Here is a 20488-nt window from a genome sequence, read left to right as displayed (position 1 = left end):
GTGACAGGTCATCGCCGACCGCAGGGTGTCTCCTCACCCGCGGCCAGCAGCCACGACCATCGCACCGGGCTGTGCGGCGGGCTCTTCTTCTGTCTTAACAAGGCGATAGGAGCGTTCGCCCACAGTCACACGGAATGGCCATGCTGAAGACAAAGGGAAGCCGGCACCTGTGCATCGCCGCGATGACCGATCGATGCGTGCGCTCGCCACCCTGCATGTCAACACAGGTGACACTCCCAGGGGTACCCCTGGGAGTGCTATCCCTGGAAATCCTACTTGTCAGATCCTTTCGATAATTGTCAGACTCTGGGTCACAACCGGCGGTGGCCAGTTCTTTCGGGGAGACTGACCGTTCGTTCGATAGCTCTCGGCTAGCGGTAGATATCCATCGGACGCCTTCTAGCGTTCGTGGTATTAGTGGCTCCGAAAATGCGTATAGGACGCGTTACATGAAATATCCCTCGATAGGCGCACCCGCGGGAGTGCTACTCGACTTGGGCACGTCGCCTAGGTTGCGAGCACTCCACGACTCGGGCGCCATGCCGCGAATGCCGGCCGTACCGAGGCCGGACAGAGGGAGTTTCTGAGCGGTAGCCCGCCGATCCATCCGAGAGCCAAGGCAGGTCCGGCACGTCCATGTGGAGGAACTGGTTATGAAGCTGCACCGGCACCGCGGTGACAACCTTCCGGAGCACGACATCAGCTTCGTTGAATGTCCGGCATCCCAGCGGCACATCCCTATCGAGGGCAGGCACCGCCGGACATCCACTCCGTGGCGATGCGAGCAACACCAGCAGCGTCAAGCGCCAACGGACCGCGCCAAGCGGCCAGGCGGTGCGTCTCAGGCGGGGCGGGCTGTCAGGGGGTGCCGGTGAGCACCTCCTGGAAGGCAGTGGCGCCTGATCCGCGGACCCCAGCCCGTTCGCGCAGCGGCCAAGTGCTCGGGGAGCATCTGCCGCACGGCATCTACTACCGTTCCGAACTCGACGGTGTCCGTGAGGGCGTGGCGGTGATCGACGGTCACGTCGTCAGCCGCTGGAACGAGTTACTCTTCCCGCTCCCGGTCCCGTTCTGCTCACCGTGGAACCGCATCCTGGCCGATGCCGGCGCGGTCGGACTCTCGGTCGACTACGCCTTACGCTGCCACGCCGAGGATCCGGAGCATCTGCACCTTGATGACGGTGCGCGAGCGCAGTGGGCCGCCTGCGCGGTGCTGGAGGGTCTCCTGCCGTACGCCGAGGTCTCGCCGCGGCCCGAGCAGATGCAGGCGATGATGGCCGCCATCGAAGCCAGCCCACTGATCCTGACCTATCAGAGCGAGGTGGCGCCACAGAGCATGCTGCCGACCCTGCGGGTCGGACGGACCGAGCGGATCGGCGACCTGTGGGACATCCCTGCACTGATCCACGCCTGGGAACAGATCGATGTACCCGAGGATCTGGCCAAGAGCGAGCGCAAGGCCTTGGACGAGGCCCAGGACATGCGCGTGTCGGACGTGGTGTTCCGGCCGCATAGCCTCAGCGAGGCGAGCTGGTCGGTCATGGCCCTCATCACCGGCGACAGCCCCGGCTGGGCGGCATGGGAGAGCCTGCAGGACTGGCTGCGAGAACGAGATCATCCGGGTGTCGGGCTGCCTGATGCCGCAGGGTAGATCGTCGAGGCCGGACTCGCCCTGGGCGCAGGAGTCCGCAACCGCCGTCGCAGACCAGCCAAGAGCCCAGCGTCGCAGCGCTGGGCGTCGAGCCGGGGTGGCCAGCGCGACCCATCACGATCGTCGGCAATCACGTCAAGGGCGTAAACCTGACCTTTACGCCGAGTAAGGCGGAATCGCCTCTCAATGGCGGCATACGGAACATCGCTACATGTCACGAGGGGCTGCTGTCGCCTCAGCTAGACCTTGACTGCCATCTAGACAGGTAGTGAGACCTGATGTTTGCCAGGAACTTCCGATCTGTGCTAAACGAACTGCAGTGGATAGGGACACGGAAGTGAATGACGCTCCGGGTGACGCCTTAACGCAGGCGCTGCGGCGTCTGCGCGAGGCCGGTGGGGACGGCCGCTCGCTGGACCACGAGAGCCTGGCGGTGATTCGCCGGGCGGCCATCGCGCGGATGCGCGCGGGTGAGCGCCCGGCGGGGCTGGCCAGCGAGTACGGCCTCACCCGCGGCACGCTCTACTACTGGCGCTCCCTGGCCGAGGAGGGACACCCCCGGGCCTCGCAGGCGGCGCCCGGGGGGCGCACCCCCTACAAGGTGTCGCCGCAGGCGCGCGAGCAGTTGCGCCAGGCCGTCCTCGGCGATCCGCGCGCGGTGGGGCTGACCCGTCCGTTGTGGAACCGCGGGCTGGTGCGCTGGTATCTGCGTGAGCACCTGAACACCGACATCTCCGCCAACCACGTGCGGCTGCTGCTCCAGCAACTTCAGCTGTGGCCCGCCACCAACCCGCCAGCCTACGCCCAGCAGTGCGCCCTGGTGCCCTGGTGGGTTGAGACGGAGTTCGGAGCGATCCGCACCCGAGCGGAGACCAGCGGCGCACCACTGTACTTCCTGCAGGTCACCGCAGTGGAAGCCGGAGCGGAACTCCGTCTGATGTCGCTGGTGCAGACCAAAGGGGCCGCCCGCGACTTCGCGCTGCTACCGGCCGAGGCCGAGGGCGGGCTGGAGCAGGCGTGCGGACGATTTCTGGATCGGGTGCTAGACCTGCACTCTGGGCCTGTGGTGCTGATCGGGGATCCGCTCATCGCGCCGACCATGCGAGCGATGGCCGCTGCCGCGGCTGCTCGCAGCCGAATCTCCCTCATGCACCTGCCCGCACCTCACGAGCACGAGCATCGCGCCGTCCTACATCGGGCAAGCCTGGAGGAGCAGCAGCTCGAGCGGGCCCGGCTGCGCGCCGCCGTTGACGCCGCCGCGGCAGCAGTCACCCAGCCGCAGCTCACTCCGGAGCAAGGCGACGATCTAGGCAATGCCACAGTCCGGCCTGCGGCCGACGGGCATGCGGCGCCGTCCCCACCCCATCAGCACCTGCTCGACGACCTCGTCAAGGACGTGCGGCGCCGCCACCAGGCACAACGGCTTGCCGCTCACTACGCCCACCTCCAGACGCTGGCCGAAGCCGCGCAGACACGCAGCAAGCACGATCTGGGCCAGCTGCGCCGCGAGCTCAACCAGCTCCTGCGAGCTGGCCGCGAGCTCGATCTTGGCGCCCCCGAGCTCGCGGCCGCTACCGGGTTGACACGCAACACGGTCAACTTGGTCCTTCGCCGTACCCCGCCGCCTGAGCACGCGCCGGCCACCCCCGCCCAGGCGCTAGCCAAGGTCGGCGAGGCAGCCCGGCTGTGGCGGCAGGCCGAGGAGTCACACTCCCAGGATCGGCAGCTGTCGGCGCTGCTGGCCGAGCACAAGAGCAAGGCCACCGCCGCTGAGCGACAGGCCTGCGCGGATCGCGACCAAGCGATCCGGGCGTGCGCGCAGGGCGGGGTGGCGGTGTCCGTCATCGCCGCGGCCGCCGGCGTGAGCGACTCGCTGATCTACGCCCTCACCGCCGACGGCGACCTCCCCGAGTATCCAGGGGCCGCGGCCGAAATGCGTCAGCTGGCCATCAGCTTGGCTCGCTGGCGTGAAGCCAGGCACCAAGCCGAGTCCGCGCGCCAGCGCCTCGCCGAGCACGACATGGTGCGCCGCCAGGCCAGCGAGGACGAGCACGTCTTGCAGCAGCGACGCAACATTCTCATCGCCCGCTGCGTCGCCTCCGGCTACACCGTGGGCGAGATCGCCACCTGGGCGGAGCTCGATGTGGCCACCGTCACGGGATCGCTCTCGGCGCCGGTGGCTGAAGTGTCACCGGAGGATGGCCGCCAGGCCCTGGACGATCTGATCGAGGTCAGCCGCTCCTGGCGAAACGCCCGCCAGGAGGCAGCCGAGCAGCGGGCCTGGGCTGAACAGCTGGACGCCGAGCGTCGGCGATGCCTCGATCAGGAAGAAGCAGCGCGACGCCAGCGCAACCGAGCCTTGCTGGCATGCCGCCGAAAGGGTGTCAGTATCGGCGCGCTGGCCACCCGGCTCCGGGTCGACACCCGTATGGTCCGGGAAGCCCTGCAGGCCGCCGAGGCTGCCGAGGATGAAGCTGCAGGTCTCGAGGAACTGCTGGCGGTCTCGGCCTGAGGCCCACGCGGCTGCGCGTGGCGTTACGGTGGCTCGCAGCTGTTGCGCAGGGGCCCGCAGAATCTGCTCGATCAGGCGCAGCGTCCGGCACGCACCGCGGTTACTACCGGCATCCCCAAGGCCCCGCACGACTGAGTCGCGACGCGCGCTCACGGAAAGCCGGGGCTCATGCTCGTAGACCGGCCAAGAGGAGAAACAGCGGGACGCGCTGGCGACGTGTGAACTCGGCCGAGTCGCCGTCGAAGCGATCGTGGCGAGGGGCGCACTCGCGCAGCGCGGTGAGGGCGAAGTCCGCGCGGGTCAGGGCGGTGACGTAGTCCTCGATAGTCCGGTGATACCAGGTGACGGTGTTGCCGAGCCAGTTGCGCTGACGCACTCCGGGCTGGAAGTAGTCGTCAACGACCCAGGTGGTGCGTGGCTCGTTCGTGTTCTGGTGAGTCTCGTGAGAGGTGATGACCGGGTGAATGACCGTGATCACCAGTCGTCCGCCTGGAGATAGGGAACGCTGGCATGCCACCAGAACAGGGTCGAGGTCGTCGACGTAGTGCAGTGCCAGGCGGGAGATGACCAGATCGAAGGTGTGCGGTGGGGCGGAGAACTTCTCGATGTCCATCCTTTCCACGCGGCCCGAGGTGCCTTCGAGGGTGGTAGTGGCCGATCGGGCCATCCGGGCCGAGCCGTCGATTCCCAGGTAACTACGGCAGCCGGCCGCGAGCAGGGTGCGGCCGATGGCGGCATCCCCGCAACCGAGGTCCAGGACGCGGAGGCCGGCGACCGGCCCCAGTTCGTCGAGGAGTGCCGGTTCCTCCATGACGTGGTTGGGGCTATGCACCCCGCTGTGGCGGTGCTGTAGGTAGCGGTTTATGACCTGGGGCTCGTCGTAGAAGCTGCCTCCTCGAACGGGGCCTGGTTCCCGAGGCGTATTCGATGTGATCACGTTGCGAAGAATATTTGGCCTCCATGTGGCGGAGAGGATCATGGAGCCGTTCTGGGGCCTTGCTGGCCGCGACAGCTGCCGTTCGCGCGGGCGACAACCAAGTCGCCATCACCGAGCTCGCAGGCGCCGCAGGCCTGAACCGCAACACGATCAACCTCGTGGTCCGACGCACCACCGAGCCCACGCAGGCCCCACTTCAGTCAGTGACCTCCGCGCCGGAGGCGATCCGCCACGTCTCCCGAACAGCTGAGCAATGGCGGGAACTGACCGACCAGCAGCAGGCCGATCTCCAACTGGTCGAAGGCATCAGCGACCTATTCGACAAGGCCACCGCCGTTGAGGGGCAATCGGGCGGCGAGCGGGACCAGCCTGGCCTACAACATGATGGCGACCTGGCGGGTCACCGCTGTCCACGCCCGTTACATGGCCCCTGCCAAATACCGGGAAGTGACCCACCCGTAGGGCTCCTACGACTGGTGTGTCCACGGCGACCTGCGGGCCCTGGCTGGTTGACGTCGACGGCGGCGTGATGCTGCCCCGGCTGCAGCAGTTCGTCGTCCACCAGGACCCGGACCATGCGTGGTGGCTCAAGCACCCCGATCCGGACTATCTACGCCGCCTCGCCCAGTTCGAGCTGCCTTTCGAGCCGACCGAGAACTGCTGGCCGACTGCTGCCGGTATCAGACCTACATCCGTACAGCAGGCCAGCGAGACGAGTGCGAGATCCGTCATCTAGCTCCGCCGACCGACCAGCTCGTTGAGTAGACCGGCTGGCACCCGGGCGAAAACTCTCGACCCCTCGAGTGGAGGCAGCCCCACTCGGGGGACAAACCGCATCCCCTCGCAACGATCGCCCCCGATGACGTTGTGGTGGTCCCTTAGGGTGCAGCCTGGGATGGGGTACTCGCCGCTCGTCCGCCGCTGCGGAGCATCCGGTCAGATCTGCCGGGTGATCCGGCGGAGAGGAGGTGAGTGCGTTGGATACTCCCCGTCCCGATGGTGGTGGTCGACACCAGTGGATCCGCACGGGCCTGGCAGCCGTCAGGTTCGTGCTGTGGCTGGGCTGGCTGATCTGGGTCAGCATCGACGACTACGACGCCACCCGCTAAGGGTGGCCGGGCGGGCCTCCTATCGGGATGAACCCGGTAGTCCAATCAGGTAGGAGGCCCGCTTGGCTCAGGTTATGGCCGCGGAGTACCCCTGTCCCCGGCAGGGCTCGTTCTGAGGGTCGGTTTCCGCCTTTGGCGGGCGACTGGCTTGTCACCGGGACATAGTCCCTCTCCTCCGAAAATCGCAGAATCGGGCGAAACCGGGCGCGCTTTGAGATCAATAAGGCGAGTTTGTGATCTTGGCGGGGTGGATATTTTCCCCCGCGGGAGGGGCGGCATGGGGACAACTACACCGCATCATCGACACAGCCGGTCTACTCTCGCCACTCGTGACCGTCCTACGATCCCCCCGCCTCGAAGCCCTGCTCGGCCGCAACCTCATCGACCAAGGCGTACTCGAGTACGCCCACCTTCAGCTCCTCGTCGACGGCCAGATCCCCGAAGCTGAAGACCTCGACTACAAGCGCGACCTGTACGGCAACAGCGAAGCGGAAAAGCGCAAGCTCTCCACCGACGTGGCCGCCCTCGCCAGCACCCGCGGTGGCCTGCTCGTCCTCGGCATCGACGAAGACGATCAGGGCCGCGCAAAGGAGATCATCGACGTGGCTCTGTCCGACGCCGAGTCGACCCGCATGCATCAGGTCATCGCCGCAGGCACCGCTCCGCAACCGACCTTCGAGATCATCCCGGTGGAGAACCCCGCTAGGCCCGGCTTCGGCTGCTACGTCGTTGCAGTGGCGGCCGGACCGCGCCAGCCGTACACGGTGCCCGTCAACGACGGCTACCGCTACCCTCGCCGCATCGGAACCACGATCGGATACCTCACCGAGCCCGAGATCGAAACCGCTTACCGCCGCCGTGACACGGCTCGCCGCGACCAAGCCACTCGTGCTCAGCAGATAACGGAAGACCTAGTCAGGCACCTGCCGTCACAGATTCCGTGGCTGCTTCTGTCCCTGGTCCCTGACCACCCCGGCGAGGCCCCAATCAACGCTGTCGCCTTCGCTAAAGTCCGCCCCTCCTACCAGGGGAGCCACCCATGGCTGATCGGAAGCCTGGCGAGCTGGGGCTGGCGGAACTTCGGGCTCGGGCAACGACGGTATGTACTGGACGACCAATGGAATCCTGAGCAGCCGCACCCCAAGAGGATCGCGGCTCATCTCCATGACGATGGCGCAGGCGTCTTCGCCGTGACGCCGGTCAATCATCCAGACAACGTGAACGACGTCCACGACTTCGACGACGAATTGATCGTTATGGGCATCCTGTCCGGTATCCGGTTCCTGTCCGAGCACGCCGCCCTGCGGGCCAACGTCGCCGGCGTGGTCAGCCTGCAAATGTCGATCACCGACGTTCGCCCAGCGTGCCAGATCGTCGCCAACCGCGAGGGCTGGGGACCGGAGAGGTTGGGCCGCCTGGCCAAGACTGCGGAGTTTCGGCCTGCAGAGGCCGCGGGCTCGGTGGATCAGCTCTCCGCAAACGGGCCGGATCTGGTGAGTGCTGCGGCACTTTTGGCGGCAGAGATCTTCCAAGGCTTCGGTGTTCCAGAAGCGCCGCAGGTGACTCTGGAGGGACAACTGCGGTTGCCGTATTGGAGCGGGCGCCGATGGCGAGCCGAGATGACGGAGTGGGCGAAGCAGTCTGGCGTCGGAGTGATCGAGCAGGTCTCCGGCTAGAGACTCGACAGATCAGCCGCTCCAGCCGGCGGCTGACCAACGGCCACGACACATGGCGAGCCTAGTGCTTCGAGAGGAAGCATGCCGGGGTCGGTGGGCGGGCCGGAGAAACGGACTGATCGCAAGGTCAGCACCGCACTCCGACTCGACAAACAAGCGGCGTTATGAGCGTGCGCGCAACGGTCGAACCGTCCACCCGAAACTGAAGATCACGACCCACAGAGCGAGTCGTCCCATACGCGGCTTCCCCCCGACGGACGAGGGTTCCCGCAGCTTCGCCTTCCCCGGCGACCATACCGACACCGTCCCGTCGCTTCACCTGCTCGCCCTGGCGGACACACCCCGTCTCCTCATGCAAGACGATCCGCCCCCAGCTGCGCGACACCGACACGCTGGCCTTCTGGCCGATGGTCGTGAACGGTGCGCGGTCGGGATGAACGAGAAGGCGTTCCCGCTCGACCTAGAGGTATCCGCTGGTCATTGCGGCACCTCTTTGGTGTCAGACACGGCGGTCCGTTGGGGGGAACTCGAAGATCTCGACGAGGTCCCCGAGGTCGACAAGGCGGGCAACGCCTGTGATGTCGCATCGAAGGCGACGATCTCGCTATCCAGCACCACGTCGTGTCCGCCGACCGCGCCGGCGAGCATCTGCAGCTCCGGGTAGGCGGCTGTGACGTCGGCGCCGTTGCGGGAGTGGATTCGCATCCGGCCGTCCTCTACGTACAGCAGCGCGCGGATGCCATCCCACTTCATCTCGACCGCCCAACGATCGCGGTCGGACCCCGACGGCACCGCTCCCGCTTGGGCGATCATCGGCTGGTAGGCGGGTAGATGCGCCATGTCCCGTACGGTACTCGGACGGAGCAAAAGACCGGTCTGCGGACCGAACATACCTACGCGCGCGTGCAACTAGATCGACGGGCTGGCCTGCCCCGAGGCGAATCTTGGGGACCAACTCGAGGCAGGGCTCACCCGGATGCCGGTCGAATTTCGCCCGGCTCACATCGGTGTGTGACCGGCCAGAGCGCGCTCGGCGTCAGCCACCGTCGGATAGCAGCGGAAGACCCGGTCCAGGCCGGTGCGGTGCAGGATCCGCTCGACCATGTCGTGCGCCCTGGCCAGTGCCAGCGGCTGGTCGGCCGCCGTCATCTGATGCCGGACAGTGATCAACGCGCTCAGGCCGGAGGAGTCGCAGAACGCCAGCTCCGACAGATCCACGATGACGCCTGGCGGATGCGGAGCTGATTGGGCCACCACCTCTTCCAGCTCCCTGGTCAGCAGCGCCTTGGTGTGCATGTCCAGTTCCCCGTGCAGGGCGACTTGACCGCGGCGGACTGCTGAATCCAGCTTGCCCCCGTAGAGGAAACGCAAGTCCGATTGTCGGCAAACGGGCGCAACAAGGGCGATTGTCCGTTGGCGGGCATGTCGCGGGACCGGCCACCACTTTCGCCTGTGCGTACGTCATTGCGTGGGTGGCTGCGAAGATAGCGCCAGGCGGGCCCGGGGAAGCGCCAGACAAGGCTGTGCCCCGGCTGCGTGCTGAGCAGAGGCAAAACCGGGGCTTATGACTTGACCGTACCACGCTGATCGGAAGGCCGTCACGATGCAGGAAGCCGAAGCCAGACGACTGGGGCACCTCCTCTCCCCGGTGCGCATGGCCGAGTACGAGGCACGCTGCGCGGGTGATCCCGTGGTCGCCTTGCGCCTGCACTGCTGGAACACCGAGATCAGCGAAGCATTCTACGGGCCGCTCCAGTACCTGGAGGTCTCGATGCGCAGCGTCCTGACCAGCAGGTTGATCACCATGTTCGGGCGCGCGGACTGGTGGGCCCACCCACGGATCGATCTGACCTACGGCGCCCGTCAGAGGATCAGCGAGGCCGCCCAGCAGATCCAGCGCACCGGTCTGCCCGCTGACCCGCAGCTGATCACAGAGGAGCTGTCGTTCGGCTTCTATGTGTCCCTGCTCGGGCGCGGCAACAACTACGACCAGCGGCTATGGCGACCGGGCCTATACCAGGCGTTCCCACACTTTCGGGGCCCTCGTCGAGAGTTGCATCGCAAGGTCGACTACCTGCGCGTGTTCCGCAACAAGATCGCCCATCACGGGCCGATACATCACCGCCACCTGGTGGCCGACCACGACGCGATCCTGGAGTGCCTCGGCTTCATCGACGGCGGCTTGGCCGCCATGGTCGAGCGGCACAGCAGGGTCAAAGGGGTCCTCGCCCGCCGCCCGTAAAGGGCGCGTTGCAGACGGTTGGCCGTCTCAGCCGACGTTGCGGGGGCCGCGGAACAGCAGGCGGGCCAGCCATTGAGACGAACCAAGAGAGACAGCGTGGAACGATCACGTTGTCAATGGGTGGAGTCTCCCGCCACCAGTTGGCCGCGTCTGGCGCAAACCTGCACGTGGTCGCCCTTCCGGCTTACCTCCACCATCTGAAATCCGCCCGGCAGAACCGGCTCCGGCAGACCTGCGGGGTCAGCGACAAAGACCACGATTTGGTCGACGAGTCCCGCCTTTATGAACGGCTCGGCTAGCTCGAGACCGCCATCCAGGAGCAGATGACGCACGCCGCCCCGGGCCAACGTCTGCGCCAGCTCGGCCGGATCTCGGCCATCCCACCGCCGCGGCAGCGCGAGCATGCCGTATCCGTGACGACCGACCACCGCCTCACCTAGATGATTGCCATCCGCGGCCAGCACAGCGTCCGCCTCCCACAGCAGTTCCTCTGCGGCCGAAATCCGGTCGACGGCACCGCGAATTCTGCCGCGGGCGACCTCATACACCCAGGTGAGCGTTGGCCGCTGCATCCGTAGGGAGTGCCGCCAGGCTCCCAGCACCAAAAGCGCCTCGTCAACCAGCACGTCGCTTTCCACACTGACGCCAGCAGCCCGCAGCTCGGCGATGCCGCCGCGGCCGCGCGAGGTCGGATCGGCCAAGGCGACGACGACACGTGCCACCTGGGCATCCAGCAGCAACTGCCGGCAGGCTGGCGCACGGCCGACGTGGTTGCACGGCTCCAGCGTCACCACTGCGGTGCCGCCGCGCGCGGCCGTACCGGCGGCGCGCAGCGCGTTGCCTTCGGCGTGGGCCAGTCCCTTGCGCTCGTGGTAACCCTCGCCGGCAACGCGCCCGTTCGCATCCAGGATGACGCAGCCGACCGGCGGATTCGGGCTAGTGGCGCCCAGCCCGAACGCCGACAGCATGATCGCCCGCCGCATCGCGGCCAGCTCGATCAGGGAGGCCATCAGCCCGCCGCGGCGCTGGCCAGCGCCACCCGCAAGGCCGCGACCGCCGGGACCTTGCGGTAGGGGAGCAGCGTCTCGGTGATGTCGGCCAGGACACCGGTGATGCGTACTGATCCGGCCGCCTGGGCAATTCGCAGCGCCTGCTGCGCCCGCTGCGCGGCCTGCTCGACTTGGCCGCCTCCGGCATGGGCAGCGGCGAGCCCGGCCAGGGCCATGCCGCGATCGCGGCGGTAGACCGGCGGTAGTTTCGGTAGCGCGGCTTCGTAGGCCGCCACCGCCCGCGCTGGTTTGCCCAGGTGGATCCAACAGCCGGCGCGCTGCACGTCCACGTAGGCAGAGGTGCAGAACGAACCGTGGCCGCCGCGGGCGTCGCCGTCGTCGTCAACGTCCGCGGCCATCTGCTGGGCTTCATCCAGCAGGCGCAGGCACACCTTCTCCTGCCCGTCCAGGGCATGGCCTTGGGCCCGCTGTTGGGTCAGGGCGGCGCGCATCGCGGCCGGCAGGGTGTCAGCTCGGCGCAACACCGCCTCGGTAATGCCGACCACGTCCCCGGCACGTGCCTCGGCCATGGCCTGCTGGCTACGGCGGAACATCGTCCACGCCAGCATGTCGCCGTCGTCGGCCTCATACGCCCATGTCGCAGCCTGATCGGTCCAGCGGCGCGCTTCGGCGGGTTGGCCCGCGTCCTCATACAGCCAGGCGGCCGACTCAGCGTAGCGGGCGGCCAGCCGCAGCACCCGCAGCCGATCCTGACCGCGGGCGGGCATCAGCAGTTCCTCCATCAAGGCGAGTTGCTGCCGGACGGCGGGGATGGTGTGGCGCGGGCCGAGGAGGTTGTCACGCTTGACCAGCAGATGCCATTGCTCGCTCAGGTGCTCCAGGACATCGCCAAGATGCTCGAGCGGCGACAGTCCTGGCGCGCTCTCGGATGGCTCGGCCGGTGGTGAAGAGGCTCGTCGAGGCTTGGAGCCGAACAGGTCCGAGACCGAGACCCCGAGCGCCTGGCTCAGCAGCGCCCGGTACATGGCGCGCGGGACGTTGGCGCCGGACTCCCAAAAGCGGATCATGCGGGCCAGATCCACCGGCTTGGGCAGCGCAGCATCAGGCCCAGCCAGCTCGCGGAGCCTGCTGCCGAGCTGTTCTTGTGTCAGGTGCCGCTCGGCTCGCGCGGCGGCCAGCCGCGCCCACCAGGTGGGGGTTTGCTGATCCATCGGTTCACCTTGCCTTGGGGGAGGCCGCAAGGAGGATCCTCCTCCTCGTTCACCACATCAGTGTCTCTTCCTGCTTACCCGTCTTCACCAAGGGATCGGCGGGTTTCTGGGCGATCTTCTCCTGTTCGCAGCCGAGTCACCCCCGGGGGGCAGAGGCCCGCAAGATCCGCCGCCGGATCTTGCGGACGTGAAAGGCGCGCGTGACCATGCTCAGATACCGGCCGCCGCCTGCGCTGATCGGTAGAAGACGCCCTCGTCACCGGAGCGCCGACTAGAGCCGATCGCCTCACGCAGCAGGAGGAATTGCCGCGTATTCCTCCTGATTACTCCTGCTCGATCGCCTTTCACCAGCTGCGCTTACTGCGCTGTGATGGCCCGGCAGGCATTGCCCTGTCAAGAAATAGAGGCGGGCCCGCCACACTCGTTAGTCGCGGCGTGTGGCGAGCCCTTGATCGGATTGAGGTCCGACCCATGACCACGGTAGCCGCGGGCACCCCTCCCGCCCACTGTTCTCTTCGGATGGCCTCCTTCGGGGGGTCCCGGTGACCACACCGCCGAGCTTGCCCACCACGCAGCGCCCACACCTGGCCGCGCTGCTTGCCGACGACCCGGCGCTGGACACGAACGTCCCCAACGTCGCGCGTATCTACGATTACCTGCTGGGCGGCAAGGACAACTGGCATGCCGACCGGGAGGCCGCCGACGCGCTGGTCAGGTTGCTGCCTGATCTGCGTGATGCCGTACGCGACAACCGCGCCTTCCTGCGCCGCGCCGTGGGGGCGGTCGCCGAGCAAGGCATCAACCAGTTCATCGACATCGGCTCGGGCCTGCCGACCCGGGACAACGTCCACCAGGTCGCTCAGCATGTCCGGCCGGATGCGCGCGTCATGTACGTCGACCACGACTCGGTGGTGGCCGCACACGCACGGGCGCTGCTGGCCTCTGATGCCGTCACCGGCGTGCTCCACGCCGACGTGCGCGACATCGCGTTCATCCTGGACCATCCCGACGTGCGCGCCCTGATCGACTTCGAGCGGCCGATCGCGGTGGTCATGGTCGCGCTGATGCACTTCCTGTCGGAGGCTGACGACCCGGCGGCCATCATCGACACGCTGTGGCAGGCGCTGCCGCCTGGTAGCGTGCTGATCTTCACGCATGCCTGCACCGACGGCCTCGAGAACGACACGGTCAGCGCAGCGACCCGGGTCTACGCCAACTCGACCGCGCCCATCACGGCGCGCTCGAGCCGAGAGATCCTCGCACTGTTCGGCGAGAGGTGGGCCTGGCAGGAGCCCGGCCTCATCCCCGTTCGCGACTGGCGGCCTGAGCCCGACCCGATACCCGTCCCGCCGAGTAAGACCAGCTTCGTCGGCGGGGTGGCCATCCCGCAATGCGCACGGGCCCGGCAGGCGGCGTGAGCACTATCATGAACGACAGCACTACCGGCGACGCCACCATGCACGACGCGCCCCTGCACCACTGCCTCGCCGCGCCGGACGAGCCGCCCATGCCGGCCTTGCAGGATCTGCGCACCGCGCTGGCCGAGCACCACCTGGGCGCGACGATCGTCTACCGCGAAGGCGAGCCGAAGCTGCTCATCGACCAGATGCCGCTGCTGGTGAACCTGTCCGGCGGCCGCTTCAGGTGGGAGCTGCCCGAGGCGTCGGTACCTGATCTCCAGGCGGGCCATATCGCGGCCGACGACTGTCTGGCCGCGGCCGCGCAGCTGTCCAGCCTCATCAACGAGGCGCTCCTAGGCCAGATCAGTGAGGCGGTAACCCACGCCGAACTCGACACCTCCGGTGACCAGGCTGGCGCGTTCATTGGGCTGGACACGCTGATCACGACGGCTGCTCTGCCGGGCCCGCCAGCCCGCGATCCGCACCCCGAACTCGTGCACGCGTGCCGCGCGCTGAGTAGCGGGCAGCTGCACTTCCACGAACTGTCCCTGGAGTTGGCCAGCGAGGCCGAGCGCGCCTCACCCGCGCAGCGGGCGGCCCAATCGCTGGCCATATCTCTGGCCCGGGCTCTACACCCCTCCTATGACAACAGCACCACCGCCTTGCCAATCAACCGGTGGGTGGCGGCCATCTGGGTGTGCCAGGGCCTGGTTGCGCTCACCGACGGCACCCATTTCGTGTGGCTGCAGCCCCCCAGGCCCGGCCAGCCGGCCAAGCTGTATGCCACGCAAGACCTGCAGACCGCGATGCGGCGTCTGTCTCTTGAGCGGACGCTGCGCACGACATCTCGCGCATCGCGTACCTGAGCAGACGCAGCGGCCATCCGTGTGGGCCGAACAGCCTTTCCGGCTTCGGCCTGCCCTGGCCCCGCCGAATATCCGTACGAGCCGGTGACTTGTGCGGTGTGAGCGAGCGCTGTTCGAGTGGCCAACCCCGTGAGCGCCCACTCGGTCTGCGCCCAAGGCTCCGGGCCGGGAGGAGACGTCTGCCCCACCAGCGCCGCCTCCTGTCCCGGGGCCACCGAGCCCTATCCGCTTCCCTCCCCTCCTTAGGTGATCATGATTATCGATTCCCATCCTGATCTCCCGCCCGTGACTTCCCGCTGGCTCGGGCCGATCGCGCTGCTGCTGGCCGTGCTCAGCCTCGCGTGCGCCATCATGTTGACGATCGCAGCCGCCCGGCAAGGTGCCGGGCCGCTGGGGGTGATGCTGTGCGTGGCCGTCGGCGTCATCGACGTGATGTTGCTGATGGTGGTCGGTCTGCAGCAGCGTCACCTGCGGCAGCTGGCCACCTCACGCGACAAGCTGCGCGCGACGTTCGCCACGCATGAGCGTGCCCAGCTCGCTGAATGGGGTGAGCGCGAGGATCTGTGGAGCAGGCATCTGGTCGAGGTGACAGCGGCACTCCAGCGCTTTGTCTCGCACCTGGTCGAGGTGCGCGTGCCCGCCGCGGTGAGCCGTGCGAACGTCCCGCCAGCAATACACCAGCCTCTGGTCGACGAAGACGTGAGCACGATGTTGGAGGGCGTGGTGAGCGCGGTATCCGGCGTCGCCGTTCAGCACTTCGACCGGCAGGAAGCCCTGCGCGGGATCCTCGTCGCCCTCGCCCGGCGTGTGCAACCCGGCTCCCACCGCATCCAGGAAGCCGCCACGCACCTTGCCGAGGCTCGGCCCGGCGACGAGCTGGTGCAGGCCACGATGATGCGCATCGACCACGCGGCCGCCCAGCAGGCCCGCGCCGCGCAAGGCCTGGCTGTGCTGTGCCAGGACTGGCCCGGCCAGCAGTGGCTCCAGCCGCTGGCGCTGGTGGAGGTCGTCCGTGCCGCCTCCGGCCGCATCGTGGACTTCCGGCGTATCAAGGTGATCGGTGACCTCACCGTGGCCGCTGCGGCCCCGGTGGTCGAGCCGCTCATTCACCTGATAGCCGAGCTGCTCGCGAATGCGACCGTGTGCTCCCCACCCACCACTGACGTCGAGGTAACGGTCCGCCTCGTGCAGCGCGGCGCGGTCATCACCATTGACGACGGCGGGATCGGATTGGATGAGCACCGGCTGGCCAAGGCCACCGACATCGCCTCCGGCCGCCGGCTGCCCGAGCTGGAGGACCTGGTCGACTCCCTGCAAACGGGCCTGCCCGTAGTCGGCATCCTGGCGCGGCGCCACGGCTTCGGAGTTGCCCTGAGCGATTCACCGTTCGGCGGCGTGCGCGCTGTGGTGCTGGTGCCGGAGAAGCTGGTTCAGGTCCTGGATGGCGAGGACGCCCTGGCCATCGGCCGTCCCTCCACCACCCCGCCCTCGGCGGCCCGCTCTTCCTCGCCGCAGCCCGCCGAGGCAGCACCCGCCGCTCCCGCCGTGACGAGCGGCACCACAGCGGCGCGCCCGCAGTTGCCCCAGCGGCGTTCCCCGCGCCACATCACTCCGCAGCCCTCCCCAGACCGTTCACCGGCGCCTCCTGCTCGCGCGTCCTCGCCGGGCTCTCTGTTCACGCCCCAGGAGCCTGGCGACTTTCTCGGCAACTACCTGGAGGGCGCCCACGACGTGTCCGCCGTCCCCCGCCAACCAAGTCCAGCCGCGCACGACCCGGCCCATCAGGAGGAGCAGTAATGATCGACAACACGTGGATGCTCAAGGACATCGTCGAGGTGACCGGCGTTCGCCACGCCGTGGTCTTCACCGCAGATGGCCTGCCCAAGATCTGGTCGGAGGCGACCGAACGCGATGACGCCGACCGCATTGCCGCCACCGGATCGGGCCTGCAGTCACTGGGCCGCTCGATCAGCAACTCCTACGGCCGCAGCCCCAGCGTGCGCGAGGTGATGATCGGCTACGACGGCGGGTTCCTGTTCATCCGCGCCGCTGCCGAAGGCTCCCATCTGGCGGTCATCACACACGCCGACGTCGACCCGCGGCTGGTGTCCCAGCAGATGCAGACGGTGATCCAGCGCCTGGGCGATCAGGCGCTGGCCACACCCGCGCGCAACGCGGCAGGAACATGAGCGGGCCCGACGCGCCCAAGGACTACGCCGACCAGGCGGTGCGGCCCTTCGTCATCACCGGCGGACGCGTCCGGGCCTCGCGCAACACCATCGGCGTGGACACACTGCTCATGACCGCCCCGGACCCGCCGCCGCTGCCGCGGGCGGCACCCCGCGAACAGCATGCGCTGCTGAGGATCTGCGCGCGGCTGCACCCGCTGGTCGAGGCCGCCGCCCAGCTGCAATTGCCGGTCAGCGTCGTCGCGATCGTGGCATGCGACCTGGTGGATTCCGGGCACCTGCACGCCCGCTCACCCATCCCCGAAGCCGAGCGCCCCTCGCTGACGATGCTGCAGGAGTTACTCGATGGCCTCCGCAAACTCTGACCGCTACCTGCCCGACAGCGTGCGGCAGCTCGCCAAGATCCTCATCGTCGGAGGCTTCGGCGTCGGCAAGACCACCCTGATCGGCTCGGTCTCGGAGATCGAACCATTGCGCACCGAGGAGACGATGACCGCCGCCAGCGTCGGCGTCGACGACCTGACCCACCTGGCCGACAAGCGCGCCACCACCGTCGCGCTCGACTTCGGCCGCATCACCGTCACACCGACGCTGGCCCTATACCTGTTCGGCGCACCCGGCCAGCACCGCTTCTGGGACGCCTGGGAAGGTCTGGCCCATGGCGCGGTCGGCGCGCTGGCCCTGATCGACACCCGCCGCCTCGACGACAGCTTCGCCGTGCTCGACCAGCTGGAACGCTACGCCAGCCTGCCGTTCGCCGTGGCCGTCAACCGCTTCCCCGACAGCCGCCACCATCCCGGCGGCGAGCTGCGCGCCGCACTCGACCTGCCCCCGCACACGCCGCTACTCACCTGCGACGCCCGTGACCGCGGCTCGGCCCTCGCCACCCTGATCGCTCTCGTCCAGCACGTGGCCGCGCTGACCCCGACCCACCTCTAGGACCGCCCCACATGTCTACCGATCACCTGCCCGCACACCCCAACGGTGCCGCCTTCGACCTCGCGACGGGCCGTGCCAGCTCGACCGCCGACCTGATGCCGCTGTCGCGCATCACCGCCGCACCCGATCCCGCCATCCTCTACCAGCGGCTGCGCGCCACTTGGGGTGAGGTGGCCCGGGTGGAGCTGGAGCCCGGCGTGCCTGCCTGGCTCGTCATGGGCTGGCCGGAGATCGCCATCATCGCCCGCAACGAAGCGGTCTACTCCCGCGATGCCCGCAACTGGCGCGACCTGCGCGAAGGCGTCGTCGCCCCGGACAGCGGCCTGGGCCCGATGATGTTCTGGCGAGCCAACGTCATTGGCGCCGACGGCGCCGAGCACCGGCGGCTGCGCGCCCCGCTCGACGACCTCGTCACGCGCATCGACCACCGGCGGCTGCGCCGCTCAGTGGAGGCCATCTGCGCTGACCTTGTCGCATCCTTCGCCGCCCGCGGCCACGCCGACCTGATCGCCGAGTATGCAGCCGTCATCCCCATGCTCGCCGTGGCCAGTCTGTTCGGCTTGGACACCGGCAAGGGCTTTCAGCTGTTGGCCGGGCTCATGGCCCTGTTCGGCTCCGGCGACGATTCCCAAGCCGGAAACGCCAGCTTCGAAGACATCCTCGCCGCGCACATGCGCACCCGCCGGACGGCCCCCGCCGACGACCTGACCAGCGCCCTGATCAACCATCCCGCCCTGTACGGCGACGCCGAGATTTTGCAGTCGATCGCCGTCATGGTCTCAGCCGGGTATGAGACCACCCTGATCTGGATAGCCCAGACCCTGCGGCTGATGCTGACCGACCCGCGCCTGGCCGGACGCGTCAACGGAGGCCGTCTGGGCACCGATGAGGCAATGGATGAGGTGCTGTGGCGCGACCCTCCGATGACGCACATGCCCACCCGCTTCGCGCTCCGAGACACCGAGCTCGGCGACCGCTACATCCGCGCCGGCGACGCCCTCGTTCTCGGCCTGGCCGCGGCAGGCAGCGATGCCCGCATCCACACCGGCGAACGCGTCATGGACCTGGGCAACCGCTCCCATCTCGCCTGGAGCATCGGCCCGCACGCCTGCCCGGCCCGCGACCCGGCCCGTCTCATTGCCCGCACCGCGGTGGAGACCATCCTCAACCTGCTGCCCGGCATGAAGCTGGCCGCCACGACCGCCGACATCCCGCTCCGGCCGTCCCCGTGGACGCGCTGTCCCGCGGTGCTGCCCGTCGTCTTCCCGCCCCCGCCCACGCCACTGCGACCAGCACGCGCAGCCCGCAACCCCTGATCGCCCCGCCTGTCTGGGCCTTGCCGCAGCCCGGGCAGGCGGGTGCTTCATCACCCTCTATCGCGCGCCGGAGGACCTCATGACCCCTCACGATCGGCCCATTCCCACATCCGAGCACACCCCCGAGGCCGGCCATCGGAGCGGCTGCCCGCACCTGGCCGACGCCGCCGGCGAGGCCCCCGTCGACCGGGTGCCCGTCATCACCCTGGATCCGACCGGCGCCGACCACCACGGCGAGGCCGCCCGCCTGCGCGCCGCCGGGCCCGTGGTGCGCGTCCTGCTGCCCGGCGGCATTCCCGCCTGGGCCATCACCCGCCACTCCCTGCTGCTCAGCCTGCTGAACGATGTGCGCATCAGCAAGGACTGGCACACCTGGACCTGCGTCCAGCGCGGCGACATCGGCGAGGACTGGCCGCTGACCGGCATGCTCAAAGTGACCAACATGGTCACCGCCGACGGCGACGAGCACCACCGCTTACGCCGCCTGGTCACCCGCACCCTCACCCCGCGACGCATCCACGAGCTGCGCCCACGCATCGCCGCCCTCATCACCGACGTCGTCGACGAGCTGCCCGACCACGCCGACGCCGACGGCGTGGTCGATCTGCGTCGGCACTTCGCCTACCCCATCCCCATGCGGGTGGTGTGCGAACTCGTCGGCGTCCCCGACGCCGACCGGCCCCGCCTGCGCCATCTGGTCGAGAGCATCTTCCGCTCCACCACGGAGCCCGGGGAGGTGCTACAGACTCAGCACGACATCTACCAGGTCCTCGGCCAGGTCATCAGACTCCGCCACGAACAGCCCGGCCCCGACCTGACCAGCGCCCTGATCGCTGCCCGACGCGACGACCCCGACGCCCTCACCGAAGAGGAACTGGTCGGAACTCTGTGGTTGATGATCGCCGCCGGGCACGAAACCACCCTCAGTCTGCTGCTCAACGCCGTCCGCGCCTTGCTCACCCACCCCGGCCAGCTCACCACCGCATGCCAGCGAGCCCTTGCCGACCCGGCGCAAACGTGGGCCGGCATCGTCGAGGAAGTCCTGCGCTGGGATGCCCCCATCGGCAACTTCATGGCCCGCTATCCGCGCACCGACATCACCATCGCCGGCGTCACCATCCCGGCCGGGGACGCCATCTTGGCCCCCTACAGCCTCCTCGGCCGCGACCCCGACCAGCACGGCCCCGACGCCGACCGGTTCGACATCGGCCGCGCCCAGAGGCGGCATCTGGCCTTCGGCGGCGGCCCCCACGTCTGCCCGGGCGCCGGGCTGGCACGGTTGGAGGCGGCCCTGGCGCTGCCCGCCCTGTTCGACCGCTACCCCCGCATGGCGCTCGCCGTACCGGCCGCTGACCTGATACCAGTCCCGTCGCTGTTCAGCAACTCCGTCCAGGCACTGCCGGTAGTCCTGACACCCGTCACCTAAGCCC

19 protein-coding genes are annotated in these 20488 nt (G+C 68.4%); 14 read left to right on the top strand and 5 right to left on the bottom strand.

Translation table 11 applies throughout. The features are described 5' to 3' along the window. Window positions 1-871 precede the first annotated feature (871 nt). The gene (locus FHR33_RS47500) at window positions 872-1651 is read left to right on the top strand and encodes a hypothetical protein (protein ID WP_183662564.1); all 780 of its coding nucleotides are present in this window, start codon (window positions 872-874) and stop codon (window positions 1649-1651) included. A gap of 337 nt (window positions 1652-1988) precedes the next feature. Beyond that, a complete protein-coding gene (locus tag FHR33_RS47495) occupies window positions 1989-4163 on the top strand; it encodes a COG3415 family protein (RefSeq protein WP_183662562.1) in 2175 nt (724 codons plus the stop codon). Between the two features lie 166 nt (window positions 4164-4329). Here FHR33_RS47495 and FHR33_RS47490 read toward each other — a convergent pair whose 3' ends face one another. Continuing rightward, window positions 4330-5142 carry a class I SAM-dependent methyltransferase gene (locus FHR33_RS47490; protein WP_183662560.1) on the bottom strand — a complete coding sequence of 271 codons (813 nt, stop codon included), beginning with the start codon at window positions 5140-5142 and terminating at the stop codon, window positions 4330-4332. A 436-nt stretch (window positions 5143-5578) separates the two neighbouring features. Here FHR33_RS47490 and FHR33_RS47485 point away from each other — a divergent pair, with 436 nt between their 5' ends. From FHR33_RS47485 to FHR33_RS47480, 3 genes are all read left to right on the top strand, one after another. Beyond that, window positions 5579-5836: a hypothetical protein gene (locus FHR33_RS47485; RefSeq protein WP_183662559.1), complete on the top strand. Its 258-nt coding sequence runs from the start codon at window positions 5579-5581 to the stop codon at window positions 5834-5836. 241 nt (window positions 5837-6077) lie between these two features. Then, a complete protein-coding gene (locus tag FHR33_RS52325) occupies window positions 6078-6209 on the top strand; it encodes a hypothetical protein (RefSeq protein ID WP_281388590.1) in 132 nt (43 codons plus the stop codon). A gap of 329 nt (window positions 6210-6538) precedes the next feature. Next, complete coding sequence (locus tag FHR33_RS47480; RefSeq protein ID WP_183662557.1) at window positions 6539-7885, top strand: AlbA family DNA-binding domain-containing protein; 1347 nt, start codon at window positions 6539-6541, stop codon at window positions 7883-7885. 477 nt (window positions 7886-8362) lie between these two features. On the opposite strand, the gene FHR33_RS47475 is transcribed toward FHR33_RS47480, so the two are convergent. After that, a complete protein-coding gene (locus FHR33_RS47475) occupies window positions 8363-8725 on the bottom strand; it encodes an ATP-dependent DNA ligase (RefSeq protein ID WP_183662555.1) in 363 nt (120 codons plus the stop codon). Between the two features lie 159 nt (window positions 8726-8884). Next, window positions 8885-9256: an STAS domain-containing protein gene (locus FHR33_RS47470; RefSeq protein ID WP_281388589.1), complete on the bottom strand. Its 372-nt coding sequence runs from the start codon at window positions 9254-9256 to the stop codon at window positions 8885-8887. Window positions 9257-9488: 232 nt separating this feature from the next. On the opposite strand from FHR33_RS47470, the gene FHR33_RS47465 reads away from it, so the two are divergent. Then, window positions 9489-10127, top strand: coding sequence for a hypothetical protein (locus FHR33_RS47465; RefSeq protein WP_183662551.1), 639 nt, complete (start codon window positions 9489-9491; stop codon window positions 10125-10127). Between the two features lie 113 nt (window positions 10128-10240). Here the strand turns inward: FHR33_RS47465 and FHR33_RS47460 are convergent, their stop codons facing one another. Both FHR33_RS47460 and FHR33_RS47455 read right to left on the bottom strand, forming a co-directional pair. Continuing rightward, on the bottom strand, window positions 10241-11137 hold the full coding sequence (locus FHR33_RS47460; RefSeq protein WP_183662549.1) for a dihydrofolate reductase family protein: 897 nt from the start codon (window positions 11135-11137) through the stop codon (window positions 10241-10243). Beyond that, entirely contained in the window at window positions 11137-12348 is a 1212-nt protein-coding gene (locus FHR33_RS47455) for an NsdA family TPR-like regulatory protein (protein WP_183662547.1), read from the bottom strand. The genes FHR33_RS47460 and FHR33_RS47455 overlap by 1 nt, the downstream gene beginning before the upstream one ends. 560 nt (window positions 12349-12908) lie before the next feature. Here FHR33_RS47455 and FHR33_RS47450 point away from each other — a divergent pair. From FHR33_RS47450 to FHR33_RS47415, 8 genes are all read left to right on the top strand, one after another. Next, window positions 12909-13766 (top strand): SAM-dependent methyltransferase, encoded by an 858-nt coding sequence (locus tag FHR33_RS47450; RefSeq protein WP_246453894.1) that lies wholly within the window; start codon window positions 12909-12911, stop codon window positions 13764-13766. A gap of 8 nt (window positions 13767-13774) precedes the next feature. Next, window positions 13775-14614, top strand: coding sequence for a hypothetical protein (locus tag FHR33_RS47445; protein ID WP_183662545.1), 840 nt, complete (start codon window positions 13775-13777; stop codon window positions 14612-14614). Window positions 14615-14866: 252 nt separating this feature from the next. Continuing rightward, on the top strand, window positions 14867-16411 hold the full coding sequence (locus FHR33_RS47440; protein WP_350656225.1) for an ATP-binding protein: 1545 nt from the start codon (window positions 14867-14869) through the stop codon (window positions 16409-16411). A 17-nt stretch (window positions 16412-16428) separates the two neighbouring features. After that, window positions 16429-16803 carry a roadblock/LC7 domain-containing protein gene (locus FHR33_RS47435; protein ID WP_183662541.1) on the top strand — a complete coding sequence of 125 codons (375 nt, stop codon included), beginning with the start codon at window positions 16429-16431 and terminating at the stop codon, window positions 16801-16803. Further along, window positions 16800-17168: a DUF742 domain-containing protein gene (locus tag FHR33_RS47430; protein ID WP_183662539.1), complete on the top strand. Its 369-nt coding sequence runs from the start codon at window positions 16800-16802 to the stop codon at window positions 17166-17168. Before FHR33_RS47435 ends, FHR33_RS47430 begins: the two co-directional genes overlap by 4 nt. Then, on the top strand, window positions 17149-17742 hold the full coding sequence (locus tag FHR33_RS47425) for a GTP-binding protein (protein ID WP_183662537.1): 594 nt from the start codon (window positions 17149-17151) through the stop codon (window positions 17740-17742). The genes FHR33_RS47430 and FHR33_RS47425 overlap by 20 nt, the downstream gene beginning before the upstream one ends. Window positions 17743-17753: 11 nt before the next feature. Further along, window positions 17754-19058, top strand: coding sequence for a cytochrome P450 family protein (locus FHR33_RS47420; RefSeq protein ID WP_246453892.1), 1305 nt, complete (start codon window positions 17754-17756; stop codon window positions 19056-19058). Between the two features lie 79 nt (window positions 19059-19137). Beyond that, a complete protein-coding gene (locus FHR33_RS47415) occupies window positions 19138-20484 on the top strand; it encodes a cytochrome P450 family protein (RefSeq protein ID WP_183662535.1) in 1347 nt (448 codons plus the stop codon). The last annotated feature ends 4 nt before the right edge of the window (window positions 20485-20488 follow it).

Origin of the sequence: Nonomuraea dietziae, assembly GCF_014195505.1 — a bacterium.
In the GTDB taxonomy this organism is placed as follows: domain Bacteria; phylum Actinomycetota; class Actinomycetes; order Streptosporangiales; family Streptosporangiaceae; genus Nonomuraea; species Nonomuraea roseola.
The sequence above is the reverse complement of the archived record's forward strand: the minus strand, read 5'-3'. Positions and strand labels throughout refer to the sequence as shown.